General features: G+C 68.1%; 28 protein-coding genes. 10 read left to right on the top strand and 18 right to left on the bottom strand.

The features are described 5' to 3' along the window. Positions 1–7 precede the first annotated feature (7 nt). The 5 genes from pqqB to pqqA all read right to left on the bottom strand — a co-directional run bounded on the left by pqqB (position 8) and on the right by pqqA (position 3,112). The gene (gene pqqB / locus B0F77_RS11665) at positions 8–883 is read right to left on the bottom strand and encodes a pyrroloquinoline quinone biosynthesis protein PqqB (RefSeq protein ID WP_086662857.1); all 876 of its coding nucleotides are present in this window, start codon (positions 881–883) and stop codon (positions 8–10) included. Further along, complete coding sequence (pqqE, locus tag B0F77_RS11660; protein ID WP_086662856.1) at positions 880–1,959, bottom strand: pyrroloquinoline quinone biosynthesis protein PqqE; 1,080 nt, start codon at positions 1,957–1,959, stop codon at positions 880–882. Before pqqE ends, pqqB begins: the two co-directional genes overlap by 4 nt. Then, on the bottom strand, positions 1,952–2,230 hold the full coding sequence (gene pqqD / locus B0F77_RS11655; RefSeq protein WP_245847961.1) for a pyrroloquinoline quinone biosynthesis peptide chaperone PqqD: 279 nt from the start codon (positions 2,228–2,230) through the stop codon (positions 1,952–1,954). The genes pqqE and pqqD overlap by 8 nt, the downstream gene beginning before the upstream one ends. Then, a complete protein-coding gene (gene pqqC, locus B0F77_RS11650) occupies positions 2,227–2,922 on the bottom strand; it encodes a pyrroloquinoline-quinone synthase PqqC (protein WP_086662855.1) in 696 nt (231 codons plus the stop codon). Before pqqC ends, pqqD begins: the two co-directional genes overlap by 4 nt. 67 nt (positions 2,923–2,989) lie before the next feature. Beyond that, positions 2,990–3,112: a pyrroloquinoline quinone precursor peptide PqqA gene (pqqA, locus tag B0F77_RS47050; protein WP_143466680.1), complete on the bottom strand. Its 123-nt coding sequence runs from the start codon at positions 3,110–3,112 to the stop codon at positions 2,990–2,992. Positions 3,113–3,433: 321 nt separating this feature from the next. On the opposite strand from pqqA, the gene B0F77_RS11640 reads away from it, so the two are divergent. Further along, positions 3,434–4,471: a PQQ-dependent sugar dehydrogenase gene (locus tag B0F77_RS11640; protein WP_086662853.1), complete on the top strand. Its 1,038-nt coding sequence runs from the start codon at positions 3,434–3,436 to the stop codon at positions 4,469–4,471. 103 nt (positions 4,472–4,574) lie between these two features. Here the strand turns inward: B0F77_RS11640 and B0F77_RS11635 are convergent, their stop codons facing one another. Genes B0F77_RS11635 through B0F77_RS11625 form a run of 3 tightly spaced genes read right to left on the bottom strand, consistent with a single transcriptional unit; the run spans position 4,575 to position 7,871 of the window. After that, positions 4,575–5,741, bottom strand: a complete 1,167-nt coding sequence (locus B0F77_RS11635) for a polysaccharide deacetylase family protein (RefSeq protein WP_086662852.1) — start codon at positions 5,739–5,741, stop codon at positions 4,575–4,577. 52 nt (positions 5,742–5,793) lie between these two features. Next, complete coding sequence (locus B0F77_RS11630) at positions 5,794–6,498, bottom strand: class F sortase (protein WP_211293751.1); 705 nt, start codon at positions 6,496–6,498, stop codon at positions 5,794–5,796. Then, positions 6,483–7,871 (bottom strand): MSCRAMM family protein, encoded by a 1,389-nt coding sequence (locus B0F77_RS11625; RefSeq protein ID WP_086662851.1) that lies wholly within the window; start codon positions 7,869–7,871, stop codon positions 6,483–6,485. Before B0F77_RS11625 ends, B0F77_RS11630 begins: the two co-directional genes overlap by 16 nt. Positions 7,872–8,189: 318 nt before the next feature. Here B0F77_RS11625 and B0F77_RS11620 point away from each other — a divergent pair, with 318 nt between their 5' ends. Together B0F77_RS11620 and B0F77_RS11615 are read left to right on the top strand one after the other, a co-directional pair. Beyond that, entirely contained in the window at positions 8,190–8,975 is a 786-nt protein-coding gene (locus B0F77_RS11620) for a Bax inhibitor-1/YccA family protein (RefSeq protein ID WP_086662850.1), read from the top strand. Positions 8,976–9,044: 69 nt separating this feature from the next. After that, positions 9,045–9,446, top strand: a complete 402-nt coding sequence (locus B0F77_RS11615; RefSeq protein ID WP_211293750.1) for a GNAT family N-acetyltransferase — start codon at positions 9,045–9,047, stop codon at positions 9,444–9,446. Here B0F77_RS11615 and B0F77_RS47045 read toward each other — a convergent pair. The 3 genes from B0F77_RS47045 to B0F77_RS11605 all read right to left on the bottom strand — a co-directional run bounded on the left by B0F77_RS47045 (position 9,443) and on the right by B0F77_RS11605 (position 12,004). Next, entirely contained in the window at positions 9,443–9,652 is a 210-nt protein-coding gene (locus tag B0F77_RS47045) for a hypothetical protein (protein ID WP_109632219.1), read from the bottom strand. The genes B0F77_RS11615 and B0F77_RS47045 overlap by 4 nt on opposite strands. A 167-nt stretch (positions 9,653–9,819) precedes the next feature. Further along, positions 9,820–11,040 (bottom strand): acetyl-CoA C-acetyltransferase, encoded by a 1,221-nt coding sequence (locus B0F77_RS11610; protein WP_086662848.1) that lies wholly within the window; start codon positions 11,038–11,040, stop codon positions 9,820–9,822. 91 nt (positions 11,041–11,131) lie between these two features. Beyond that, on the bottom strand, positions 11,132–12,004 hold the full coding sequence (locus B0F77_RS11605; RefSeq protein WP_086662847.1) for an SGNH/GDSL hydrolase family protein: 873 nt from the start codon (positions 12,002–12,004) through the stop codon (positions 11,132–11,134). Between the two features lie 119 nt (positions 12,005–12,123). On the opposite strand from B0F77_RS11605, the gene B0F77_RS11600 reads away from it, so the two are divergent. The 4 genes from B0F77_RS11600 to B0F77_RS11585 all read left to right on the top strand — a co-directional run bounded on the left by B0F77_RS11600 (position 12,124) and on the right by B0F77_RS11585 (position 16,354). After that, positions 12,124–13,494 (top strand): cystathionine beta-synthase, encoded by a 1,371-nt coding sequence (locus B0F77_RS11600; protein WP_086662846.1) that lies wholly within the window; start codon positions 12,124–12,126, stop codon positions 13,492–13,494. 87 nt (positions 13,495–13,581) lie between these two features. Beyond that, positions 13,582–14,679 carry an RDD family protein gene (locus tag B0F77_RS11595; protein WP_086662845.1) on the top strand — a complete coding sequence of 366 codons (1,098 nt, stop codon included), beginning with the start codon at positions 13,582–13,584 and terminating at the stop codon, positions 14,677–14,679. A 119-nt stretch (positions 14,680–14,798) separates the two neighbouring features. Continuing rightward, entirely contained in the window at positions 14,799–15,212 is a 414-nt protein-coding gene (locus B0F77_RS11590; RefSeq protein WP_086662844.1) for a hypothetical protein, read from the top strand. Continuing rightward, positions 15,209–16,354, top strand: coding sequence for a cystathionine gamma-synthase (locus B0F77_RS11585; protein WP_211293749.1), 1,146 nt, complete (start codon positions 15,209–15,211; stop codon positions 16,352–16,354). Before B0F77_RS11590 ends, B0F77_RS11585 begins: the two co-directional genes overlap by 4 nt. Positions 16,355–16,414: 60 nt before the next feature. On the opposite strand, the gene B0F77_RS11580 is transcribed toward B0F77_RS11585, so the two are convergent. Both B0F77_RS11580 and hppD read right to left on the bottom strand, forming a co-directional pair. Further along, complete coding sequence (locus B0F77_RS11580; protein WP_086662842.1) at positions 16,415–16,660, bottom strand: hypothetical protein; 246 nt, start codon at positions 16,658–16,660, stop codon at positions 16,415–16,417. Positions 16,661–16,714: 54 nt separating this feature from the next. Next, entirely contained in the window at positions 16,715–17,896 is a 1,182-nt protein-coding gene (hppD, locus tag B0F77_RS11575; protein WP_086662841.1) for a 4-hydroxyphenylpyruvate dioxygenase, read from the bottom strand. A 74-nt stretch (positions 17,897–17,970) separates the two neighbouring features. Between hppD and B0F77_RS11570 the strand changes: the two genes are divergently transcribed. Then, the gene (locus tag B0F77_RS11570) at positions 17,971–18,489 is read left to right on the top strand and encodes an Lrp/AsnC family transcriptional regulator (RefSeq protein ID WP_086662840.1); all 519 of its coding nucleotides are present in this window, start codon (positions 17,971–17,973) and stop codon (positions 18,487–18,489) included. 38 nt (positions 18,490–18,527) lie between these two features. Here B0F77_RS11570 and greA read toward each other — a convergent pair whose 3' ends face one another. Next, a complete protein-coding gene (gene greA / locus B0F77_RS11565; protein WP_086662839.1) occupies positions 18,528–19,022 on the bottom strand; it encodes a transcription elongation factor GreA in 495 nt (164 codons plus the stop codon). Positions 19,023–19,209: 187 nt separating this feature from the next. Next, positions 19,210–19,632 (bottom strand): DUF4307 domain-containing protein, encoded by a 423-nt coding sequence (locus tag B0F77_RS11560; protein ID WP_086662838.1) that lies wholly within the window; start codon positions 19,630–19,632, stop codon positions 19,210–19,212. A 96-nt stretch (positions 19,633–19,728) separates the two neighbouring features. Between B0F77_RS11560 and mca the strand changes: the two genes are divergently transcribed. Both mca and B0F77_RS11550 read left to right on the top strand, forming a co-directional pair. Continuing rightward, on the top strand, positions 19,729–20,598 hold the full coding sequence (gene mca / locus B0F77_RS11555) for a mycothiol conjugate amidase Mca (RefSeq protein ID WP_086662837.1): 870 nt from the start codon (positions 19,729–19,731) through the stop codon (positions 20,596–20,598). A 2-nt stretch (positions 20,599–20,600) separates the two neighbouring features. Further along, on the top strand, positions 20,601–20,888 hold the full coding sequence (locus tag B0F77_RS11550) for a hypothetical protein (protein WP_143466679.1): 288 nt from the start codon (positions 20,601–20,603) through the stop codon (positions 20,886–20,888). On the opposite strand, the gene B0F77_RS11545 is transcribed toward B0F77_RS11550, so the two are convergent. From B0F77_RS11545 to B0F77_RS11535, 3 genes are read right to left on the bottom strand one after another with little or no spacing between them, the layout of a single operon-like run. After that, a complete protein-coding gene (locus B0F77_RS11545) occupies positions 20,885–21,526 on the bottom strand; it encodes a nucleotidyltransferase domain-containing protein (protein ID WP_086662836.1) in 642 nt (213 codons plus the stop codon). The genes B0F77_RS11550 and B0F77_RS11545 overlap by 4 nt on opposite strands. Then, positions 21,523–23,985 (bottom strand): polynucleotide kinase-phosphatase, encoded by a 2,463-nt coding sequence (locus B0F77_RS11540; RefSeq protein ID WP_086662835.1) that lies wholly within the window; start codon positions 23,983–23,985, stop codon positions 21,523–21,525. The genes B0F77_RS11545 and B0F77_RS11540 overlap by 4 nt, the downstream gene beginning before the upstream one ends. Continuing rightward, positions 23,985–25,322, bottom strand: a complete 1,338-nt coding sequence (locus tag B0F77_RS11535; RefSeq protein WP_086662834.1) for a 3' terminal RNA ribose 2'-O-methyltransferase Hen1 — start codon at positions 25,320–25,322, stop codon at positions 23,985–23,987. Before B0F77_RS11535 ends, B0F77_RS11540 begins: the two co-directional genes overlap by 1 nt. Between the last annotated feature and the right edge of the window lie 12 nt (positions 25,323–25,334).

Genomic DNA, 25,334 nt, shown 5'->3' with positions numbered 1-25,334 from the left:
GGCCCAACTAGAGCTCGATCACCGTGCCGTCCAGCGGAACCTCGACTCCGGCCTCACGCAGCTTCGCGGACTCGGGTGACGACGGGTCCAGCACCGGGTTGGTGTTGTTGAGGTGCGTGTAGATCCGCCGGACGGAAGGGAACCGCCGCAGCTCCGGCAGGCTCGCGGAGATCGGCAGGTGCCCCATCGCGGCCTGGCCGGACGAGCTGCCGGTCGCCGACCCCATCTCGGACGCCGCGTAGAACGTGCCGTCGAGCAGCACGCAGTCCGCGCCGGCCACCACCTCGTCGAACCCGGCGGGCCACGACGCCAGGCAGGGTGCGTAGACCAGCACACCGCCGGTCAAGGGATCGACGAACCGGTACGCGACCACCCACGGTCCGTCCACAGTGGATGAGCGGGCATACCGAGGACGCTTGTCGCTGACCGGGATCGCCGTGACGTGCAGCCCGCCGAGGTCGAACTGGCCGGAAACCTCGCGCCACGACAAAGGCGAGTAGCCGTCGATCACCGTGCGCAGGTCGAACTGGTCCTTCAACGCGTGCAGCACCGCGCCCGGAGCCCACACCGTCAAACCAGCCCCGCCGCGCAACGTCAGCAGGCCCAGGGTGTGGTCCAGCTCGGCGTCGGTGAACAAAGCCCCGCGAAGCGGTGTGTCGCGCGGGCCCGGACCGGGGTTCAGCAACGCACACGCGGCGATCTGGGTGCGGATGTCGGGTGAAGCGTTGACGAGCCACCAGTCGGTGCCGTTGCCGCTGATCGCCAGGCAGTCCTGGGAACGCGACGGCAGCGAACCGGATCGAGCGCGCACACACAGAGAACAAGCGCAGTTCCACTGCGGGAAACCGCCACCGGCTGTGGTGCCGAGCAGAACCGCTTTCAACTCATCTTCCTCATCGCCATCGCGGGCACCTCGGCCGGCGCTATCTCGGTCTCCAGGATCAGGTCCACAGTGGACCGTGCGGGCGACAGCGAACAGACCGGGTCGGTCGCGGCGGCGTCACCGGTGAGCTGGAACGCCTGGCAGCGGCAGCCACCGAAGTCGATCTCCTTGCGCGGGCACGAACGGCACGGGTCCTGCATCCAGTCGAAGCCGCGGAAGGCGTTGAAGGAAGGCGAGTCGTGCCAGATGTCGTGCAACGAGGAGTCGCGGACGTTCTCGATCTTCAGCGACGAGATCACCGTGGCGGCGGGACAGGGGAGGACGTCGCCGTTCGGTGCCACGGTCAACTGGCGTGCGCCCCACCCGTACATGCAGGGCTTCGGGTGGGCCTCGTGGTAGTCGGCGATGACGTAGACGATCTCCATCCGGCCACGCAACCGCGCCTGCGCCGCGGAAACGATCGGGTCGGCCACCGCCAGCTGTTCGCGGGTCGGCAACAGGACCGCCCGGTTGCGCAGCGCCCAGCCGTAGTACTGGGTGTTGGCGAGCTCCAGACGTTCGGCGCCCATCTCCTCGGCCATCGCGATGATGCCGGCGATGTTGTCGAGGTTCTGCCGGTGCAGCACGGTGTTCACGGTGAGCGGCAGGCCTTCGTCACGAACGAACGCCGCGGCCTCCACCTTCCGGTCGAACGCCTTGATGCCCGCGATCCGGTCGTTGCCCTCACGAGTCGCGTCCTGCAGGGAGAGCTGCACGTGGTCGACCCCGCGGGCGGCCAGGTCCCGCAACCTCTCCCGGGACAGACCGACTCCCGACGTGACCAGGTTGACGTAGCAGCCGAGGCTGTTCGCGTGCGCGACGAGCTCGGGCAGGTCCGGCCTCAGCAACGGTTCGCCGCCGGACAGGTGGATCTGCAACGCGCCCAGCGAGCGGGCCTGGTCGAACACCCGCCGCCAGTCCTCGGTCGACAGCTCCGCGTTGCGGCGCACCAGTTCGACCGGGTTCGAGCAGTAGCCGCACTGCAACGGGCATCGGTGCGTCAGCTCGGCCAGCAGGCCGAAAGGAGCCTCAGCCATCGACGTCCACCACCCTCCGCTCAACGAGACGAGCAACCAACGAGGCGATGTCCCCGGGCTCGACGCCGTCGTACTCGTCACCCAGGACGAGGGCGATGTCGCCGACCGAGCGAACACCATCACAAAGCGACACAACGGAAGCAGCGGTCTCGTTCAGCACCAGCACGCCCTCGGGGAACAGGACGACGTGCGCCGAACGGATCTGGTCGTAGGTGCATTTCACGCCGCGCCGGATGTGCGGCACGGCGTCCAGAGCGACGACCGACGTCACGGCTTTCCTTTGCCCGAGTAGTAGTCCACGGCGTCCAGCACGGCCCGCAGCACGTCGCACTTGAACGACAGCGCGTCGACGGAAGCCAGCTGCTGTTCGCGGGTCCGCGCGTGCTCGACCACGATGTCCAAAGTGGCCCGTCCCTCACCGGCGACCGCCTGGATGCGGTTGGTGAAGTAGGCGAAGCCCTCCTCGGCGATCCACGGGTACTGGTCCCGCAGGGCCGCCAAACGCTTGCGCATCAACGCACCCGAGAACATCTCGGTCAGTCCGGACGCGACCGCGATGACCCACGGCTGAGTGCGCGCGAAGTTCACGTAGGCGTCGACGGCGAACCGCGTGCCGGGCAGCACATGCCGTTCGTCGAGCACCTCTTCCCTGGTCAGGCCAACGGCTTCGGCCAGGCGGATCCAGTTCTCGGCACCGCCCTCACCGGGCTGGTTGCCGTCGTGCCAGATGATCCGCTCGCGCCACTGGCGGCGGATGTCGGGCAACGGGCAGTTGGAGAGGATCGCGGCGTCCTTCTGCGCGATGCAACGCTGGTAGTACCAGCGGTTCGCGGCCCACGCCTGCAGCTCGTGCTTGCTCAGCTGGCCCGCGTGCATGCGCAGGTGGAACGGGTGACTGTCCCAGTACCGGGGGGCGAGGGCACGGAGCTCGGCGACGAACTCCGCGGCAGGAACGGCAGTCATGGGCGGAAACTCCTCGGAGTGGGGCCGGGGTTCCCGCGCAGGGCGGGAACCCCGGTGAAGCCTGACGTCAGCTGCGCGCTGCGTAGGCGGTGACCTCCATCGGCGTGTCGAAGTCGCGGAAGTCGGGCTTGACCCACTCGCGCTTGACCTCGGGAAGCTTCTGCTCGGTAGCGGTGACGACAACGTTCATGGCGCAACTCCTCGGGTCCTGGCCTGCGCGCCCGAAGCGGGCACGCGGCACTTCCGTGGGGCGCGGCGGCGAACCACACCGTATGTCGTGCGGGCGGTCAAGGTCTAGACCGTACATAAAGTTAACTAAAGTCATCGGAGGTGTAACCCGAACGCGGTTACTCGACGTAGTCAAGAACGCCTGCAAATCACCCGCTCGGATGTGCGGGCGTCCCCTAGACATCGGAGGACCGTTGTGGGTTTATTCGACGTGTGATTGGGTAAACACGCCCTGCAACTACCGCCGCCGCAAACAAATACGAGCGGACCCAAAGGAGAGCACATGCGTGCTCGTCGTATCGCGGTGGCGGCAGCCTGTACTGCCGTGGCCGCATCCCTCTGCGTGATCCCCGGAGCCTCCGCACAGGACGGCCCGTCCGCACAGGCCGTGCGCACACTCGCCACGAAGCTGGACATCCCGTGGGACATCGAGTTCGCGCCCGACGGCAGCGGCATCTTCACCGAACGGGACACCCTGAAGATCAAGAAGATTAAGGGCACGACCGTGACCGAGCTGGACACGGTGGAGCAGGCGCAGACGACCGGTGGTGAGGGCGGCCTGCTCGGCCTCGCGCTGTCACCGAGCTTCGCCACCGACAACACGGTCTACATCTACTACTCGACGGCGAACGACAACCGCGTCTCCAAGCTCAAGCTCGGCGGGACGCCGGAGCCGATCGTCACCGGAATCCCCAAGAACAGGTACCACAACGGCGGCGGCCTCGAGTTCGGCCCGGACGGCTTCCTGTGGGCGACCACGGGTGACGGCCAGAACAAGCCGAACGCCCAGAACTGGAACTCGCTGGGCGGCAAGGTTCTGCGGTTCGACACGAGCGGCAGGCCCGCTGCCGGCAACCCTCGCGCCGGCAGCGTCGTCTACTCGATCGGTCACCGCAACGTCCAGGGCATCACCTGGATCGGCACCAGCGCGTACGCCACCGAGTTCGGTGACGCGAAGACCGACGAGCTGAACAAGATCGAGGCGGGCAAGAACTACGGCTGGCCGAACTGCGAAGGCAACTGCAACGTCGCCGGCATGACCAACCCCGTCAAGACCTGGCCCAACAAGCAGGCGGGCCCGACGGGCATCGCGCTGTACAAGGGCGCGCTCTACGTCGGCGCGGTCACCGGCCAGCGGGTGTGGAAGATCCCGGTCAACGGCACCTCGCTCGGCACCCCCGAGTCCGTGTTCACCGGCTACGGCCGGGTGCGCGCGGTCGCCGCGGCGCCGGACGGCACGCTGTGGCTGGGCACCTCCAACCAGGACGCCAACGGCTCACCCGGTGCAACCGACGACCGCATCCTGTCGACCGACGGCTAACTCACCCGATCGAGCCTGCTCGGATGGCACGCGGGGACCCTACGTACCCCAGGACGAAACGCGGGGTCCCCGCGTGCCCTCAGCAGACACGGATGGGTGAGGGTTAGTTGCGCGCTGCGGGCATCCGGCGGAGTTGGTCCAGCACCGCCGGATCCTGCAGCTGCATCCACTGGATCACCTCGGTGTAGGTGGCGCACACCGTTTCCGGCTTGTCGCACACGTACCCGAGGAACTGCTCCATCGCGTTGGAGAACGCCGAACCGTTCCACTCGTTGAAGTGGTTGCCGATCACGAGCGGAGCGCGGTTGCCGTTCAACGCGGCCAGGTGCACCGACTTGTAGGTGTCGAAGACGATCTGGGTGAACTCGGCGGCGCGCGCCGGTTCCTCCTTGGCACCGTTGAGCGAGTACCAGAGGTTGAAGTCCATCATGACGACCTGCTTGCCCAGCCCCGGCACCCGCACCTCGGGCATCGGGAACTCGTACAGTCCGTTTTGGACGGACGGCCACTGCACGCCCAGCGCGACCTTGCTGGTGTCGTAGACGAGGCCGTGCGAGGCCATCGCCGGGAAGGCCTGGTCCCAGTTGCCTTCCAGGCACGGCGTCCGTCCACCCCGGACGGCGTCGGCCGGCAGCTTGAACCCGGCGGCGCGCGCCTTGTCCACGATCTGCCTGAACTGGTCGAGCTCCGCGTTCCAGGCCGCGTTGTCCCACTTGTCGACGGACGGCTGGGTGCCGCCGGAGCAGAAGTGGCCGTTGTAGTGCGTGCCGATCTCGTGCCCTTCGTCGATCACCTGGTTCAGGTAGCCGATCCGGTCCGTGATGTCCTTCCTGCTGCCACCGAACGAGATGTCGGAGGCGCCGCGCTTCAACCCGGCCGGTGGCTGGTACTGGTTCCCGTCCTGGTCAGCGAGCATGTAGACGCCGGACAACAGACCGGTGACGTGCGCGCCCTTCTGCTTCGCGATCGGCAGGACCTTGTCCCAGTGCTGCTTGGACACCGCGCCGTCGAAGGAGAACAGGACGAACTGCGGCGGCTTCTCACCGGGCGCGAGCTTGTGCAGCCACGGCTGCTTCTGCAGCTGTTCAGGGGTGGGCGCGGGCACGGTCGGCGTGGGCCCGGCGTCCTTGGGAGTGGGCAGCCGCGGCGCCATCGGCAGAGGACCGGAGTCCGCCTGGCTCTGTTGTTCTCTGGTGGACCCCAAGGCCCACACCATCGCGACAACCAGCCCCAGTGCCAGACCCGTGGTCAGCCATCCCCAGCGTTTCACACTTTAGGAGACGACTGGTCGCCCGAAGGGGTTGCGCGGTGAGTCCAACTGACTACTGAACGGGTTCGGCAATCACCACTCGGTTCGCCTCGTACCCCTGCTGTCCGCCGATCCACGTCCCGCCGCAGGTGACGAGCACCAGCCGGTGCGGGCCGCGCGGGCCGAAGAACTCGACGGCGCGGGCCGGCAGTTCTTCCTTGCGCACGGTCTCGATCTGCTTGATGCGGAACTTGAACTCCTGGCCCGCGCTGTCGGCGATGACGACCTCGCGGCCGTTCTGCGCCTGCCACAGCTCGGCGAAGGGGCCCTTGGCGCCCTTCCAGTCGACGTGCCCGGCCAGGACCGTCGCCCCCTCGGTGCCGGCCAGTTCGGTGCCCCACCAGGTGGCCTCACCGATGCCGTCCGGCACGGGCAGCACGCCGTTCTTGACCTCCTTGCGCACCAGCGTGGCCGAACCGCCCGCGGGCAGCCGGACCGAACCGGGGCCGGCCTTGGGCGGCGCGGGTTGTTGCGCGGTGGGCTCGGGTGGCGTGGCGTTGTCCGTGTTCGCCCCGCCGAGCAGACCGGTGAGGTCGGCCCCGCGGCCGGTGCTGAGGCTGTCCGCGACCGGCCCCGGTCCGACCACGGGGATCTCGTCCGCGACCGCGTGTCCCTTGAGGACCGCGGTCTCGGACGTGGTGACCAGCACGCTGGTGGCCGCGACGCCCGCCACCAGCACGCCGGTCAGAAAAGCTCTGGGACTCACTGCCTGCGCCACACCAGGAAGCCTGCCAGCGCAGCGACGAGCAGCACCAGGCCACCCACGCCGAGCATCAGACCCGGACGCAGCTGTGTGTCGAACGAGGCGGTCGCGACCGGCGTCTGACCGTCCGCACCCGCCGGGATCGTGCTCGGCACGACCGGCTTGTTCGGCTTGTTCACCAGTTCGAGCGCGAGCGTCTGCCCTGCCGCGACCGTGCCGCACGCGGCCGGCGGTGCCTTCGGGTCGAAGAACTCCTCGTAACCCTTGGGCGCGGCCACCTCGACGAGACAGATCTCCTGCGGGGTGCGCAGGTCCGGCACGGCCACCGTGCCGTCCGGACCGGTCTGCAGCACCAGCGGCTTGCCGTCGGTGCCGACCAGCGGGGTGTCGTCCTGCTTGACCGCGGGAGACGTCTGGTCCTTGGCCGTGACGCGCAACGCGACGCCCGCGATGGACTTCTTGGTCTCGGAGTCGATCTTCGTGATCTTCACGGCGCCCGGCGCGGTCTTGGCCTTGCCGTTGGCGGCGGCGTTCAGCGTCTTCTCGCCACCGGTGGTGACCATCCGCTGCATGTTGTCCGTCGGGATCGGCTGGTGCACGACCGGCTTGTCGGCGGGGGAGGCCGCGACGGCCGTGATCGAGGGGTTCGGGCCGGTCGAGATGATCTTGACGACGGCCGGGCTGCCGTCGGCGCCGGTGGTGGCCTTGCCGGTCACGCTGCCGTCGGCGAGCGTGGCGTCGGTCAGGTTGAAGTCGATCGGGGCGTTCGTGACGCCCTTGCCGTTGGCCTTGACCAGAGCCAGCGTCCAGCTCGACTCGGTGCCGATGATCAGCGGTTCCTTCGGCGCGGTGGCGCTGAGCGTCCACGGGCCGCGGTTGGCCTCGGCGTCGGCCTTCATGCTCGCGACGGCGGCCATGACGGGCTGCGGCAGCCGCGCGGCGTAGAAGGCCGTGTCGTAGGCGAGGAACTTCGCGTCCTTGGCTTCGAGGTTCACCGCGCCGTCGACCGGGGAGGTCCAGGTGTGCAGCAGGTGCGCGAGGGCGGCGGCCTCCTCCGGCGACTTGGTCGTGGAGTAGCGCAGCAGCAGGTAGGAGATGTTCGCCGCGATGTCGGGGGCGAGCGGCTTGCCCGCCTTGGTGAGCAGCGCGTCACCTGGTTGGTAGGGGACGCTGCTGTCCGGCGCGGGCAGCGCGTACTGCACGCACCACACCTGCTTCTCCTGCCAGATGTATGACCCGTGCCACTCGCTACCCGGTGTGGCGTTGGGCTGGAGCCCTGACGCGTTGTGGCCGATGCCCTTGACGCCGACCGCTGTTGCCGTCGCGGGGACGGTCAGGAGCGCGAGCCCCGAAACCATCGCCACGGCGGCCAGACGTTTCCAGCCCATTTTAGATCTTGGTCCCCTCTGACCTGTGTTAATCCCGCGTGCGAGCTTGTCGGTAGCCCACATCGGGGACAAGCCGCCACAAGGGGCAAGTGTGTCGTCACTCTGGGTGTGAACGTGATTGAAGTGTGACGGCAGTTACTCACTTTGGGTCGGACACGCCGCGACACGCCGTAGTCTCATCACGCTTCGGAGTTGGTGCAGTATTTGCGCACGTGTGATCGTCGTCGGGGGTAAAGTCGCCTTTACCGACGGGGAACCCAGCGCCCAGCGCGCTCGTTGTACCCGTGACGGCGTAAAGCAACGCCCCAGGAGGACCAGGTGCGCTCCAGCAGCAACCCGGCTTTCCGTAACCTGCCGACCGGCGGCGGGTACGGAGGCTACGCAGGCTTTGGCCAGCCAGAGGCCGGCTATCAGCAGCAGCCGCCGCCGCTGACCAGCGAGCGGCCGATGACGATCGACGACGTCGTCACCAAGACCGGCATCACTCTCGCCGTGGTCGCCGTCGGCGCCGTCGTGACGTTCGTGACCGGGCTGTACGCCCTCGCGTTCCCCGCGGCCATCGTCGGCCTCGTGCTCGCGCTGATCATCATGTTCAAGCGCATGCCGAGCCCGCCGCTCGTGATCGCCTACGCCGTTGCCGAGGGCATCTTCCTCGGTGGCATCAGCTACATCATCGGCAGCCAGTTCAAGAACGGCACCGCGATCGTCGGCCAGGCCGTGATCGGCACGCTCGGCGTGTTCCTCGGCATGCTCGTGGTCTACAAGACCGGCGCGATCCGCGTCACGCCGAAGTTCACCAAGTGGATCACCGGCGCCATCATCGGTGTCGGCGTGCTGATGCTCTTCAACCTGATCCTGAGCTTCTTCAACGGTGGCGGCGGCATCGGCATCCGCTCCGGCGGCACGATCGCCATCATCTTCAGCCTCGTCTGCATCGGCCTCGCGGCGTTCAGCTTCCTGATCGACTTCGACGCCGCGGACCAGGCGATCCGCGCCGGCGTGCCGGCCAAGTACGCGTGGCAGATCGCGTTCGGTCTCACCGTGACCCTGGTGTGGCTGTACACCGAGATCCTGCGCTTGCTGTCGTACTTCAACTCGGACTGACGTCAGGGTTCCTCGGAGGGGCGTTCCGCTGCGGCGGGGCGCCCCTTCGGCGTTTGTAGGCTGGAATCTGTGGATCATGCATACCGCTTGGAGATGGAACCGCCCACCGTCGACGACTACCTGCGCCTGCGCAAGGAATCCGGTCTGAGTGAACGAACCCGCGAAGAAGCGGAGAACGGCATTGACGGCGCGTGGGCCAGCGCATATGCCATTCACGTGGAATCAGGTGAAACCGTGGGCATGGGCCGTGTGCTGAGCGACGGCGGTTGGTACTTCCACATCATCGACATGGCGGTGTTGCCGAGCCATCAACGCAAGGGCATCGGCGACGCGATCATGACCGCGTTGTTGGATCGCATCGGCGAACAAGCGCCGAACGCGAACGTCAACCTGCTGGCCGACCCGCCTGGCCGCCGACTCTACAAACGGCACGGATTCGTTGAGAGCGAGGCGGTGGGGATGAGGCGCTAAGCGCGCCAGCGCACGTCCGGCAGCTGGGTGCCCACCTTGATCAGGCAGGTCGTGCAGAGGGCACCCGCCTGAGCGCGCGACACCCGTTCGTCGGGTACCGAATGTTCGCAGACGGCCTCGTAAAAGCTGCGGGACCCGTTGGCTTGATCAAGAGAGAAAGCATGGCATTGCAGGTCATATTCGCTTTGCCACCACACGTAGGGCATGTCCGACCCCTCCTTGCTCGTCGGTAGGGACGGACTTCCCCTTGCCCGATGACGCCGTTGCGCGACGATTCATCTCATCGGCAGAAAGGTGGCAGGCAAGTAGCTCCGTTCGGGTGAAGCGGAGCTACTTGCAAGCGTCAATTTGCAGATCTTGAGGAATCCCCAGATCAGCTGAGGCGTTCGATCACCATCGCCATGCCCTGGCCGCCACCCACGCACATGGTCTCAAGACCGAACTGCTTGTCGTGGAACTGCAGAGAATTGATCAAGGTCGTGGTGATGCGCGCACCGGTCATGCCGAACGGGTGGCCGACGGCGATCGCGCCACCATTCACGTTCAAACGATCCAATTCGATTCCGAGGTCCTGGTACGACGGAATCACCTGGGCGGCGAACGCCTCGTTGATCTCCACCAGGTCGATGTCGGACACCGACAGCCCGGCGAGAGCCAGCGCGCGCTTCGACGCCTCGACCGGGCCGAGGCCCATGATCTCCGGCGACAGACCTGAGACGCCCGTCGAGACGATCCGGGCGAGCGGCGTGATGCCGAGCTCGCGGGCCTTCGTGTCGGACATGATCACGAGAGCGGCGGCGCCGTCGTTGAGCGGGCAGCAGTTGCCGGCGTTGATGCGGCCGTCGGGGCGGAACACGGGCTTCAGCTGCGACACGGCCTCATAGCTGACGCCGGCGCGCGGGCCGTCGTCGGCGGAGACCACGGTGCCGTCGGGCAGCGTCACCGGGGTGATCTCGCGGGCCCAGAAGCCGTTGGCGATGGCCTTCTCGGCGAGGTTCTGCGAGCGGACGCCGAACTCGTCCATCTCCTGACGCGAGACGCCCTTCAGCAGCGCCAGGTTCTCGGCGGTCTGACCCATCGGGATGTAGACGTCCGGCACGACGTCGAGAGACCGCGGGTCCACCCATTCCGAGGCGCCGGAAGCAGCCGTGGCGGCCGTGCGGGCCTCGGCGTCACCGAACAGCGGGTTGTGCGTGTCCGGCCACGAGTCGGAGCTGCCCTTGGCGAACCGCGACACCATCTCGACACCGGCCGAGATGAACACGTCACCTTCGCCCGCCTTGATGGCGTGCAGGGCCATGCGCGTGGTCTGCAGCGACGAGGCGCAGTACCGCGTGACGGTCGTGCCGGGCAGTGAGTCCTGGCCGAGCAGCACGGAGACGACGCGCGCCATGTTGAAGCCCTGCTCACCACCGGGCAGGCCGCAGCCGAGCATCAGGTCGTCGATCTGCGCGGGGTCGAGCTGCGGCACCTTGTCGAGCGCCGCCCGCACCATCCGCGCCGCGAGGTCGTCCGGCCGCAGGTCCTTCAGCGAGCCCTTGCCCGCGCGGCCGATGGGGGAGCGGGCAGCGGAGACGATCACGGCCTCTGGCATCACGAAACTCCTCGTTGAGAGTCAAGGTTGCCGTCGAGCCTAGTTAACGCCCGCTCACCCCGGCCAGCGCGAGTGACGAGGATTCCGAAACTCAGGCGTGCCGCTTCTGCAGCCACGTCGGCCATCTGGACGGTCCCACGGCCATGGCCGCCGCGGAACGCACCGGGAGCGGGGTGACGGCCCAGCCCGGCCACAGTCCCGCCACCTGGCACAACGGCGCCAGCAGCACTCCCGCCGCGGCTTCGTAGCCGGTGGCGCTGGGATGAAATCGGTCGGTGCTGAACATGTCGACGTGCCGCGCGGTGAACTCCGGGGCCAGCAGGTTCCCCAACGACACCGGTACGCCGCCGGCCCGCTTGACGACCTCGGTCTGCGCCGCCGCCAGCCGCAGGCTGTACTGATGGCCGACCAGCCGCAACGGCTGCGGAATCGGCCGCACCGTGCCGAGGTCGGGGCAGGTGCCGACGACGACACCGCACCCGATGGCGCGCAGCTTGCGGACCTGCTCGCCCAGCAACGAAGCGGACTCGCGGACGCTGATCCGCGACGTCACGTCGTTCGCGCCGATGATGATCAGCGCCACCTGGGGCGCGCCCAGCAGGGCCACGTCGATCTGCCGCAGCAGGTCGCGCGTGGTCGAGCCGCTGATGGCGCAGGTCGACAGGCGCACCGGCCGGCCGGCTTCCTCGGCCAGCGCCTGGGCCAGCAACACGCCCGGCATCTGCGAGGGATGCGTCACACCGACACCCACCGCCATCGAGTCGCCGAGCACCGCGAACCGCAGTGGATCGCGGCCGTCGTCGAGGTACACGCCGTCCGGTGCGGGCCAGAGGTGCTCCAGCACGCCGATGGCCACCCGAGCGCGCCTGCCCTGCTCGTTCAGCAGCCCCACCAGCGCGCCCGAGAGACCTCCGAGCGTCGCGGCGGCCATCGCCAGCGCTCGCAGCGTTCTCAGTCCGATCATCCGCAACACCCCCTTTCCAGATGAATCGTCGGTACCGCTGTTCGAATTAACCTCCGCCGTCGCTAGAGCTAGGCTTCGTTCCGCTATCTCGGAGAGTGGGAGCAGGGGAGTAGATACCGGTGGAGTACGTCGAGCACGTCGTTGATCTGGTCGGTAACACGCCGCTGGTGAAGCTCAACTCCCTGACGTCGGGAATCAAGGCCACGGTGCTGGCCAAGGTCGAGTACCTGAACCCCGGCGGCAGCGTGAAGGACCGCATCGCGCTGCGGATGGTCGAGGCGGCCGAGCGCTCGGGTGAGCTGCGGCCCGGCGGCACGATCGTCGAGCCGACCTCGGGCAACACCGGCGTCGGGCTGGCCCTGGTCGCCCAGCGCAAGGGCTACAAGTGCGTGTTCGTGTGCCCGGACAAGGTCAGCGAGGACAAGCGCAACGTCCTCAAGGCCTACGGCGCCGAGGTCGTGGTGTGCCCGACCGCCGTCGCGCCCGAGCACCCGGACTCCTACTACAACGTCTCGGACCGGCTCGTTCGCGAGATCCCGGGCGCGTGGAAGCCGAACCAGTACTCCAACCCGGAGAACCCGGCGAGCCACTACCACCAGACCGGCCCCGAGATCTGGCGCCAGACCGAGGGCAAGATCACGCACTTCGTCGCGGGCGTCGGCACCGGCGGCACGATCTCCGGCACCGGCCGCTTCCTCAAGGAGGCCTCGAACGGCGCCGTGCAGGTCATCGGCGCGGACCCGGAGGGCTCCGTCTACTCCGGTGGCACCGGCCGGCCGTACCTGGTCGAGGGCGTCGGCGAGGACTTCTGGCCGGAGGCGTACGACAAGACCATCTGCGACCAGATCGTCGAGGTCTCGGACGCGGACTCGTTCGACATCACCCGCCGCCTCGCCCGCGAGGAGGGCCTGCTCGTCGGCGGTTCCTGCGGCATGGCGGCCGCCGCGGCGCTGCGCATCGCGAAGGACCTGCCGGAAGACGCCGTCGTGGTCGTGATCCTTCCCGACGGTGGCCGCGGCTACCTGTCGAAGGTCTTCAACGACCGCTGGATGGCCTCCTACGGCTTCCTCCCGCCGGACTCGACCGGCGCGACCGTCGGCGACGTGCTCCGTCGCAAGGGCGGCATGCTCCCCGACCTCGTCCACGCGCACCCGAACGAGACCGTGGGTGACGCGGTCGCGATCCTGCGCGAGTTCGGCGTCTCGCAGATGCCCGTCGTGAACGCCGAGCCGCCCATCATGGCCGCCGAGGTCGCGGGCGCGGTGAACGAGCGAGACCTGCTCGACGCCCTGTTCACCGGCAAGGCGCAGCTCGCGGACCGCCTCGACAAGCACATGTCGCCGCCGCTGCCCACGCTCGGCGCCGGTGAACCCGTCGGCATCGCGATGAACGCGCTGTCGAACGCGGACGCGGCCCTGGTCCTGGAGGACGGAAAGCCTGCCGGAGTCGTAACTCGGCAGGACATTCTGGGGTTCTTGGCTGGTCGCTGAGCGTAGAAGCCGGTGCGTCCGATAGCGTGACGCCCCAGATCATCAGTCTTATTCACACACGGCCCAGCCAAGGGGGTTGGAAACCGGATGAACGCTCCGCAGCCGCCAGGAAACCAGTTCGGCGGTCAGCCGCAGCAGGAGCCCAACGCGGACGCCACGCAGATCGTCCCGGGAGGTGGCCAGCCCTCTGCGGCGAACCCGAACCCGGACGCGACGCAGGTCGTCTCGCCTGGTCAGGCTCCCGCCGCACATCAGCAGAACGCGGACGCCACCCAGGTCGTCAGCCCCGGCCAGGTGCCGCCCTCGGCAGCTCCCGGTTCGGGTGGCTTCCCGGCACAGGGGCCCGGCTCCGGCGGTTTCCCCGCCCAGCCGCCGTCGCCCCCGTACGGCGCTCCGCAGCAGCAGCCGCCTGCCTACGGCGCCCCGCAGCAGCCGCCCTACGGTGCTCCGCAGTCGAACCCGTACGGCCAGCCGCAGCAGCAGCCCTACGGTCAGCCGCAGCAGCCGTACGGTGCTCCGCAGTCCAACCCGTACGGCCAGCCGCAGCAGCCGTACGGTCAGCCCGCCTACGGTGGCGTGCCCGCCGGTTACGGCATGGCACCGCCGCCTCCGACCGGCTACGCGGAGTGGGGTTCGCGCTTCGTCGCCTACCTGATCGACGTCGCCGCGCCTCTGGTCGTGGTCTACGTCCTGGTGCTGGTGCTCGGCCTGATCGGCGCGTCCACCGGTGACAGCGGCATCGCGATCATCTTCGGCATCATCAGCCTGGTCCTCTGGCTCGGTTACGCCGGCTTCGTGATCTGGAACACGATCATCAAGCAGGGCCAGACCGGTCAGACGATCGGCAAGAAGATCGCGAAGATCAAGCTGGTCGGCGAGGAGACGCAGCAGCCGATCGGTGGCGGCACCGTGTTCGTGCGCCAGCTGTGCCACATCGTCGACGCCCTGCCGTGCTACGCGGGCTTCTTCGCTCCGTTGTGGGAGCCGAAGAAGCAGACCTGGGCCGACAAGATCATGAAGACCATCGTGGTCAACGCCCCGGAGACCGCTTCGCAGTACGGCGGCGGCACCGGTGGTTACCCGCAGCAGCCGGGCACCGGTGGCTACCCGCAGCAGCCCCAGCAGCCGGGTGGCTACGGCCAGCCGCCGCAGCAGGGTTACGGCGGACAGCAGCAGGGTTGGTGAACCCGCAGCAGCCGTACCAGCCCCCGGCCACTTCCCAGTGGCCGGGGGCTGGCCCGTATCAGGGACCAGGCCATCCGGGTCCTGGTCCAGGTCCGGCGCGCCCGAGTGGTGCGACGGGCGTGCTCGGCGGCGTGTGCGGTGCGCTGGCCGGTCTCGTCATCCTGGTCGGCACGATCTGGGCGCTGGCGCAGTTCGGGGGAACGTTCGGGTTTCTGATCAACGCCGTCACCCCGCTGGTCCTCTTGGTGCTGCAGGTTCTCGCCGCCGTGCTGCTGCTCATCGGCGGCCTGCTGCTGTGCCTGAGGGTGGGGTTCGGCAGGTTCCTGCTACCAGTTGGTGCCGTGGTGGTGCTCGGCATCGTGCTGATCGCGATTTTGCAGGAGTTCCCCTTCGGCGCCGTGGTGCCCGTGCTGGCGTTCGCGCTGCTGCACGTGCAGGACACCGTGTGGCTAACACTGCTGTTCGCGGTGGCCGGTTCACTCCTTGGACTCTTGCCGTCGACCGCCAGATGGGTGAGTACCCTTCGGACATGAGCACCCCATACGGCTTCGCCACCAGGGCGATCCACGCCGGTCAGGACCCGGACCCGACCACGGGTGCGGTGAACGTGCCCATCTACGCGACCTCCACGTACGCCCAGGACGGCGTCGGCGGTCTGCGTGAGGGCTTCGAGTACTCGCGGACCGGCAACCCGACCCGCCGCGCGCTCGAGACGTGCCTCGCCTCGCTGGAACGCGGGCGCTACGGCCGTGCGTTCTCCTCCGGCATGGGTGCGACCGATGCGGCGCTGCGCACGTTCCTCAAGCCCGGCGACCACATCGTCATCCCGAACGACGCCTACGGCGGCACGTTCCGGCTGATCGACAAGGTCTTCTCGAAGTGGGGCGTCACCCACTCGCCGGCGCCGGTCTCGGACGTGGACGCCATCCGCGCGGCCATCACGCCCGCCACGAAGCTCGTGTGGATCGAGACGCCGACCAACCCGCTGCTGAACATCGGCGACATCGCGGCCATCGCCTCCGTCGCGCACGAGTCAGGCGCCAAGCTCGTCGTCGACAACACCTTCGCCTCGCCCGCCCTGCAGACCCCGCTGGAGCTGGGCGCGGACGTGGTGCTGCACTCGACGACCAAGTACGTCGGCGGCCACTCGGACGTCGTGGGCGGCGCTCTCATCACCTCCGACGAGGAGATCGACGCGGCGTTCGGGTTCCTGCAGAACGGCGCGGGCGCGGTGCCCGGCCCGTTCGACGCCTACCTCACGTTGCGCGGCATCAAGACCCTCGAGCTGCGGATGGAGAAGCACTCCGACAACGCAGAGCTGGTGGCGGAGGCCCTGACGCGGCACCCGCGGGTCCGGAAGGTCATCTACCCCGGCCTGGAGTCGCACCCCGGCCACGTCGTCGCGGCCAAGCAGATGCGCCGGTTCGGCGGCATGGTGTCGTTCCTCGTCGAGGGCGGCGAGGAGGCGGCGCTCGAGGTGTGCGCGCGGACCAAGCTGTTCACGCTGGCGGAGTCGCTCGGCGGCGTCGAGTCGCTGATCGAGCACCCCGGCAAGATGACGCACGCGTCGACCGCGGGCTCCATGCTGGAAGTCCCCGCTGACCTGGTGCGCGTCTCGGTGGGCATCGAGTCCGGCGACGACCTGGTGGCCGACCTGCTCGAAGCGCTGGGCTGAAATGCACGCGGGGACCCCGCGTTTCCTCCAGGGAAACGCGGGGCCCCCGCGTGCCGTTTGCTAAGGCTTTTTGGAGCCGCCGAACCTGTCCACGTTCTCGGCCTCGGTCATCGGCGCCGCCGGTAGGTCGGCGCCGTTGACACAGCCGCCGACGAACTCGATCGAATCGCCGGTGCGGACGAAGCGGCCGGCCTCGTCACAGCCGGCGTGCGCCACGGTCAAGAACGCCGCTCCGGTCAGTGCCGCAGCCGTGGTCACGGCTCCGACCAGCGGAATCACCGCGGCCACGCGTCGTACGAGTGCCATGCCACCTCCCCACGATGTGTATCCCCCGTGAAGCAGCCTACCGGGGGAATGCCATCAGAGGTTGCCGCGTCGCTCCTGTTCGCGCTCGATCGCCTCGAAAAGGGCCTTGAAGTTGCCCTTGCCGAAGCCCAGCGAGCCGTGGCGCTCGATCAGTTCGTAGAAGACGGTCGGCCGGTCGCCGATCGGCTTGGTGAAGATCTGCAGCAGGTAGCCGTCCTCGTCGCGGTCGACCAGGATGCGGTGCTCCTTGAGAGTCTCGATCGGCACGCGGACCTCGCCGATCCGGGCCCGCAGCTCCGGGTCGTCGTAGTAGGAGTCCGGCGTGTCCAGGAACTCGACACCGGCGTCGCGCATGGCGGTCACCGTGCGGATGATGTCGTTGGTCGCCAGCGCGATGTGCTGCACGCCCGCGCCCTCGTAGAACTCGAGGTACTCGTCGATCTGCGACTTCTTCTTCGCGACCGCCGGCTCGTTCAGCGGGAACTTGACCCGGTGGTTGCCGTTCGAGACGACCTTGGACATCAGCGCCGAGTAGTCGGTGGCGATGTCGTCGCCGATGAACTCCGCCATGTTCACGAAGCCCATGACGCGGTTGTACCACTCGACCCAGTAGTCCATCTTGCCGAGCTCGACGTTGCCGACGCAGTGGTCGACGGCCTGGAACAGCCGCTTCGGCGCACCCTCCGGACGCTTCACGGTGGACGTGCGGGCGACGTAACCGGGCAGGTAGGGGCCCTTGTACTGGGAGCGGTCCACCAGCGTGTGGCGGGTCTCGCCGTAGGTCGCGATGGCCGCGAGACGCACGGTGCCGTGCTCGTCGGAGACGTCGTGCGGCTCCTCCAGGACGGTGGCGCCCTGTGCGCGCGCGTGCTTGATGCACTGGTCGACGTCGCCGACCTCCAGCGCCAGGTCGATCACGCCGTCGCCGTGGCGGCGGTGGTGGTCGAGGAGCTCGGAGCCGGGCAGCACACCGCCGTGGATCACGAAGCGGGCCGAACCCGACTTCAGCACGAACGACTTGTGCGAGCGCTGGCCGGTCTCGGGACCCGCGTAGGCCACGAGCTCCATGCCGAACGCCACCTGGTAGAGCCAGGCGGTCTGGGTGGCGTTGCCCGCGACGAACACCACGGCGTCCATGGCGCGCACGGGGAAGGGGTCCTTGGTCGCGTCGTAGTCGACCAACCCCACGAGCTGCCGGAGCTGGTCGTAGCTCACGTCGTCAAGCTGCTGCGTCATGCTTCACAGCATGAGTCGACCTAGCAGGGTGAGCAACAGTCAGCGATTTTGCTGAACATTTTGTACAGTGATCTGTGGCCAGCGATCAGCAGAGTGAGCACTCTGACCAGCCCGTCGACGAACTCGACGCAAGGCTGCTGTTGCTCTTGACAGACGAGCCGCGGCTGGGCGTCCTCGAATGCTCGCGGCGACTGGGCGTCGCACGGGGAACGGTCCAGGCCCGGCTCGACCGCCTCGTCGACAAAGGCGTGCTCACCGGGTTCCCGCCGGCACTGGACCTCGGCGCGATGGGGTACGGGCTGACGGCGTTCGCGGTGGTGGAGATCGCGCAGGGCCGGCGCGCGGAGGTGTGCGAGGGGCTGGCCGCGATCAGCGAGGTGTGCGAGGTGCACGCGACGACCGGCCAGGGCGATCTGTTCGTGCGAATGGTCGCGAGGTCGAACGCGGACCTGCAGCGCGTGGTCGATCACATCGTCGACGTGCCGCACGTGCGACGGCTGTCGACGTCGATCGCTTTGTCCACACCAGTGCCCCCACGCGTGCGGCCGCTCCTGGAACGCGTGAAAAAAGGACGGGGCCGGTCACCGAAGTGACCGGCCCAGTGCCTATTTCAAAAAGTTCGTGATGGCTGCTACGCGGAGTACGGAACAGCGGAGATCAGCGTGACCTTCTGGAGCTTGCCGTTGGGCAGCTCGTACTCGACGGTCTCACCGTCCTTCGCGCCGTTGAGCGCCTTGCCGAGCGGCGACACCGGGGAGTAGACCTCCATCTCGCCGTGCGCGCCCTCTTCGCGGGTCGCGAGCAGGAAGGTCTCGGTCTCGTCGTCGCCGTCGTAACGGATCGTGAGCACCGTGCCCGGCGCCGCGACACCCTTGGTGGTGGGGGCTTCGCCGACCTTCGCGGCCTGGAGCAGCTCGTGCAGCTGGCGGATGCGCGCCTCCTGCTTGCCCTGCTCCTCGCGTGCCGCGTGGTAGCCGCCGTTCTCGCGGAGGTCGCCCTCTTCGCGACGGGCGTTGATCTCGGCAGCCATGACCGGGCGGTACGCGATAAGTTCGTCCAGCTCAGCCTTGAGCCGGTCGTAGGCCTCCTGGGTCAGCCAGGTCACCTGGGTGTCGCTCACGGTCACCAACTCCTCGTCTTGCTCTGGCGCACACGTGTGCCCCAGATAGTTCCCGGGCCGGGGGCCCGGAACGGAAAAACACGGCCCGCGCCGGGGCCGTGCTTGAGCGGCAATAGTAACACGAAGACAACGTTCAGCGACGGCGATTTGTTCCCCATCTCGCCGTTTAAACCGCAGATCACCCGCTTGGCCGCTAGCTCGTGGACAAGTAGGCGGGAACCTGGTAGGAGCACCCGAACACCTCGCCGGTGACCGGCGGCTTCGAGGTGCGGAGAACTGTTGTCTCGACGACGAGCGAATTTCCCGGCGGAACCAGAACTTCGCGTCTGCCTGCTTCGTCCCCGTCCTTGGATCGGGCCCGAATGATGCAGACGGCGGCGCGCTCCGGTTGATCTCGGGAAACCTCGAAACTGACCTGTACGCGGTCGTCGCCGAGGAAGTTGAACGCGGTCTGCTTCGCCTCGATCGGCTTTGTGCCGAGATTTCGGTAACCGACGAAGGCGACGACGGCACCCACCGCCACGGCTACAGTGAGTAACGCCCAGCGCGTCCACTTGGACAGCGGTTTGCGACTCTGTTTGCTGTAGCGCCCCTCGGGAAGCGCGCGCTGTGCCACTTTGCCGCGTCCTCCTCAGCCTCTGGGGAACAATGGTGCCCGACGTTCAGTTGATGAGTGTCGCAGGACCGTTGACACAGGAGGACCACGGGGGTCATGGCCGAAAAGCTGCGCCTTATGGCAGTGCACGCACATCCCGACGACGAGTCGAGCAAGGGCGCGGCCACGATGGCCCGCTACATCGCGGAAGGCCACGACGTGATGGTCGTGACCTGTACTGACGGTGGTGCGGGCAGCATTCTCAACCCGGCGATGGACAGGCCGGACGTGCTCGAGAACATCATCGAGGTCCGCCGCGAGGAGATGGCCCGCGCGGCCAAGATCCTCGGCATCCAGCACCGCTGGCTGGGCTTCAAGGACTCAGGTCTGCCCGAGGGCGACCCGAAGCCACCGCTGCCAGAGGGCTGCTTCGCCCTCGTGCCGCTGGAGGAGTCGGTGCCGTCCCTGGTGGAGGCCATTCGCGACTTCCGCCCGCACGTCGTCGTGACGTACGACGAAAACGGCGGATACCCGCACCCGGACCACATCCGGACGCACGAAATCTCGATGGCAGCGCTGGACGCCGCGGCCGATCCCTCGTTCGACCCGTCGCTGGGCTCGGCGTGGGAGACGCAGAAGGTCTACTACGGGCACGGCTTCTCGCGCGCGAAGCTCCTGGCGTTCCACGAGGCCATGGAGGCCCGCGGCATGGAGTCGCCGTACACGGAGTGGCTCGCGAACTGGTCAGCCGACCGCCCGGACGTGATGGACCGCGTGACGACCCAGGTCGAGTGCGCGGACTACTTCGACGTCCGCGACGAGGCCCTCAAGGCCCACGCGACCCAGATCGACCCGACCAGCCGCTGGTTCGTCATCCCGATGGACCTGCAGCGCGAGATCTGGCCGACCGAGGAGTACGAGCTCGTCCGCTCCCTGGTCGACTCGACGCTGCCGGAGAACGACCTGTTCGCCGGAGTTAAGGTCTAGGGGTGATTCCCCAGCTTTCGCAGGACTTCGACCTCAGCAGCACGGTGGCCCTGGTCGCCGTGCAGCCGTCGAACACGAACGAGAACGACAAGGGCGGCCAGGGCGAGGACTTCGGCAAGTCCTCCCCGGTCGGCCTCGTCCTGCTGATCGTCTTCTTCATCGCGGTCTTCTTCCTCGTCAAGTCGATGAACAAGCACCTCAAGCGGGTGCCGGCGTCGTTCGATGAGCCGGCCGAGGCCTCCTCCGACCAGCCCGCGGAGACCCCGGCCGAACCGAAGAAGCAGGACTAGCGGGACTGCCCCGACGGCTGATCGCGCAACATCCTCCTGCGCACTGACACCAACCAGTCCTCGACCCGTGCCCGGTCAGGCTCTTCCGGCAACGGCCCGTCCGCGCTCACCAGCTCGTCTCCGAGCCGGTGCGCCCACGCGACGGCGTCGTCCCACGGCATCGAGCCGTCGCGGATCCTGAGCAACGAACGGTCCGCCGCGATGGACAGTTCGCCCGTGCGCACCAAGTGCAGCCCGAGCAGCCGCAACCGCACGACGTGCATGAGCTGTTTGGGCTTCAGGTTGCGGCCCGCGCGTGACAGCTGCATCTCCGTCGCGCGTGTGTAGGCCCGCACCGCGTACCGGGAGAGGAACGCGGGCAGCAGCGCCTGCAGTTCCTCTCCCATCGGCGTGCTGACCTCGATCAGCGGGCTCACCAGCGTTTCGAGCACCGTCGGGTTCGACTTCAGCCCCAGCTTGCAGAAGTGCTCGACCTCCCAGGTGAGCTGCTCCGGCGCCGGGCCCTCGACCGACGTCGGTGGCTTTTCGAACAGCCAGAAGGCTTCCGTGGGCGCGACGAACACCCCGCGTCTGTCCACGTCGGACTCCTCGGTCGCCAGCCCGTAGGCGTGCGAGCCGATGATCGCTTCCAGGATCACAGTCGTGGGTCCACCGGTTCCGACTCCAGCGCGAGCACGCCGAAGACGCACTCGTGCACCCGCCACAACGGCTCGCCGCGCGCGACGCGTTCGAGGGCCTCGATGCCCAGGGCGTACTCGCGCAGGGCGAGTCCGCGCTTGCGTCCGAGCGAACGCTTGCGCAGCCGTGCGAGGTTCGAAGGCGTCGTGTAGTCCGGGCCGTAGATGATCCGCAGGTACTCGCGTCCACGCACCTTCACGCCCGGCTGTACGCGTCCGCCGAGGTTCGCCAGCGGCTTCACGACCATGCCCTCGCCGCCGGCCGCGGTCAGCTCGTCCCACCAGCGAATGCCGGCCGCGGGATCCGCGGTGTCGACCACGAGGTGCCGGGTCTGCTGGAACAGCGGCCCCTCCAGGCGGCTCAACGTCTCCAGGTGCCACAGGTGCGAACGGTCGTGGAACGTGCGCCCCTCGACCGCGAGCAACTGGAACGGCGCGATCCGCACGCCCTCCAAGCCGTTGGTGGGCCAGCAGTACCGCTCGTACGCTGCACGGTAGGCCTCGGCGTTCAAGGCGCGCTGAGTCGTGCGCGCCAGCAGTTCCGACACGTCCACACCGCGCGCAGCCGCCGACTCAAGAACGCTGACGGCCACCGGCAGAGCGCCGCCTGCCGCCGCGCCGACTGCCGCGTACTGCTCGCGGATCAGCCCGGAGGCCTTGGCGTTCCACGGCATCAGCTCGGCGTCGAGGAGCAGCCAGTCCGTGGCGAACTCGTCGAACAAGCCGGCACACGCCGAACGCACGCGGTCCAGCAGTTCGGTGCCCAGGGCGCCGTCGAAGAACGCACGCCCGGTGCGCGTGTAGATCGCGCCACCTTCCTTGCGCACCAGCAACACCGCGCGGGAGCCCATGTGCTTCTCCTCGCAGATCACCTGCGCGACACCGGCCGACCGGTACTCCGCGAACGCGTCCTCCGGGTGCTCCAGCACGTCGTCGCGCGTCGAGGTCGCGGTCGGCGCCATCGTCGGCGGCAGGTACAGCAGGTCGTGCGGGTCGATCGCGAACCGGCTCATGACCTCCAGAGCCGACGCGGACTGCTCAGCCCGGATCGTCACGGGACCGATCAGCGACGTGTCGATCCGGCGCAGACCGGTGACGTCGGTGAGCGACAGGACGTCCGGCGCGCGCTCGGCGGCCTTCGGAGGCGGGAACGGCGCGTCGTTCTCGTACCAGACCTGGTGCGCCTTCACGGAGACGGTTTCCTTCTCCGGGTAGCGCAACGCGGTCAGCTTCCCGCCGAACACCACGCCCGTTTCGAGGCACATGGTGTTGTTGATCCACTCGGCCTCGGGCACCAGGACGTGCCCGTACAACACCATGGCCGAACCGCGGTAGTCGTTCGCCCACGGCAGGCGCACCGGCAGGCCGTGCGCGTCGGTCTCGCCGGTCGTGTCGCCGTACAGAGCGAAACTCCGCACCTTCGCCGACGCACGACCGTGGTAGCGCTCGGGCAGACCGGCGTGTGCGACGACGAGGTTTCCGCCGTCGAGAACGTAGTGCGCGATCAGGCCGTCGCAGAACTTCTCGGCCTCACGCCGGAATTCGGGAGTCTCGTGCGCGAGCTGCTCCAGCGACTTCTCCAGCCCGTGCCGGACCGTCACCTTGTGGCCGCGCAACGCCCGGACGAGCTTCTCCTCGTGGTTTCCGCGCACGCTGAAGGCGTGGCCGGCGGCGACCATGCCCATGACCAGGCGCAGCACGCCGGGAGTGTCCGGCCCGCGGTCGACGAGGTCGCCGACGAACACGGCCTTGCGGTCGCCCGGCGGGACCGCGTCCACCGCACGGCCCTCGTCGTCGCGGACCAGCGAGTACCCCAGCTCGACCAGCAGCTCCTCCAGCTCGGCGCGGCAGCCGTGCACGTCACCGAACACGTCGAACGGACCGGTCTCGTGCCTGAGGTCGTTGAGCAGCCGCTCGTACACGATCGTCGAGTTGTCCACATCGGACTCGGAGCGCAGCACGTGGACGCGCTTGAAGCCCTCCTTGCCGAGGAACTTCAACGACCGCCGCAACGCGGCCCGATGCCGCTTCACGACGTGCGCGCCGAAGTCGCGGTCTGGCCGCTCTGCGTTGCGCCGCAGGCAAACCTCGGTCGGGGTGTCGAGGACGATCGCCACCGGCAGCACATTCGCCTTCTTCGCGACCTCGATCAGCTTCGCGCGGTCGGGTGCCTGCACGTTGGTCGCGTCGATCACCGTGACGCGCCCTGCTTCGAGCCGTTTCGAGGTGACGTAGTGCAGCACGTCGAACGCCGCCGCGGACGCCGCCTGGTCGTTCTCGTCGTCGGACACGAGCCCGCGGAAGTAGTCACTCGACAACACCTGCGTCGGGAGGAAGTGCTTGCGCGCGAACGTGGACTTGCCCGAACCGGAGGCGCCGATCAGCACCACCAGGCACAGGTCCGGAATCTTCAGGTCCATCAGTTCTCTTCCCCCAAGCTGAACACGGCCATCTGGGTCGGCGCGCCGCGTTCGGCGTCCTCCGGCCCGATCGGCACATGACGCACGGTGTAGCCACGGCGTTCCGCGACGCCGTCCGCCCACTGCGCGAACTCCGCCCGCGTCCACTCGAAACGGTGGTCGGAGTGGCGCATCTGCCCTTCCGGCAACGTTTCGAAGAGCGGGTTGTACTCGACGTTCGGTGTGGTCACCAAGACCGTCAAGGGCCGTGCCACGGTGAAGACCGAATGCTCCAGCGCGGGCAGGCGCGACGGGTCGACGTGCTCGACGACCTCCATCAGCACCGCCGCGTCGTAGCCGGCGAGTTCGGTGTCGGCGTACGTCAAAGCCGACTGCCGCAACGTGATCCGTTCGCGCTGGCGATCGGACATGCGGTCGAGGTGCAGCTTGCGCGCGGCCTCCTGCAACGCCTTCGCGGACACGTCGACGCCGTGGATCTCGGTGAACTCGGGCTCCTTGACGAGTTCGCGCAGCAACGCGCCGCCACCGCAGCCGAGGTCGAGGACACGCTTGGCCCGCGCCTCTTGCAGCGCCTTGATCACGGCCTCCTTGCGCTGTGCGGCAAGGGAGATCTTCGGCTCCGCCAGGGCGTTGTCCAGCTCCTCCGGCTCGACCTCGTCGACGTCCGCGAGGCGTTCGAGCGCAGAGGTGATCAACGGTCGCTTGCGCGCCAGGTACCTGGTGGTGATCAGCTCCTTGTCCGGGTGCGCCGCCAGCCAGCCGTCACCGGCCTTGAGCAGCTTGTCGACCTCGTCGGCCGCGACCCAGTAGTGCTTGCCGCCGTCGAGCACCGGCAGCAGCACGTAGAGGTGCTTCAAAGCGTCGCTGACCCTGAGCGTTCCGGTCAGCGTGACGTCGCCGTAGCGCGAATCGCCGTGCCCGGTGACCTCGACGGTCCAGCCGAGCGGCGTGAACAACCGCTCCGCGAGCCGGTGCGGCAGCGCGGGAACGCGGATGACCAGCGGAAGCGGCGTCCGGGCGAGCTCGGGGAAGCTCTCGCTGCGGCCGTTCATGGCCGTGCGGAACACGCTGCCGAGCGCGACCGTGAGCAACGACCCGGCCGCGTACGGCCTGTCGTTGACGTATTGCGTGAGCGTGCTGCCGGGACCTCGCACGAGCGCGATGGGGTCGACCTCCAGCAGGAGGGCGACCGTGCATTCCTCGTTCGTCGCCTTCGGGTAGAAGACGTGCGCGACACCCGAGCTCGTCGAGAACGACTGAGCCCGGTCCGGGTGCTTGTGCAGCAGGTGACCGAGGTCGGTCGCCGGCTGGTGGGTGGTGGTCATGGTCAGCAACACGAGGTCGAGTCT

The sequence above is a fragment of the Lentzea kentuckyensis genome, assembly GCF_002150765.1.
Lineage (GTDB): Bacteria > Actinomycetota > Actinomycetes > Mycobacteriales > Pseudonocardiaceae > Lentzea > Lentzea kentuckyensis.
The sequence above is the reverse complement of the archived record's forward strand: the minus strand, read 5'-3'. Positions and strand labels throughout refer to the sequence as shown.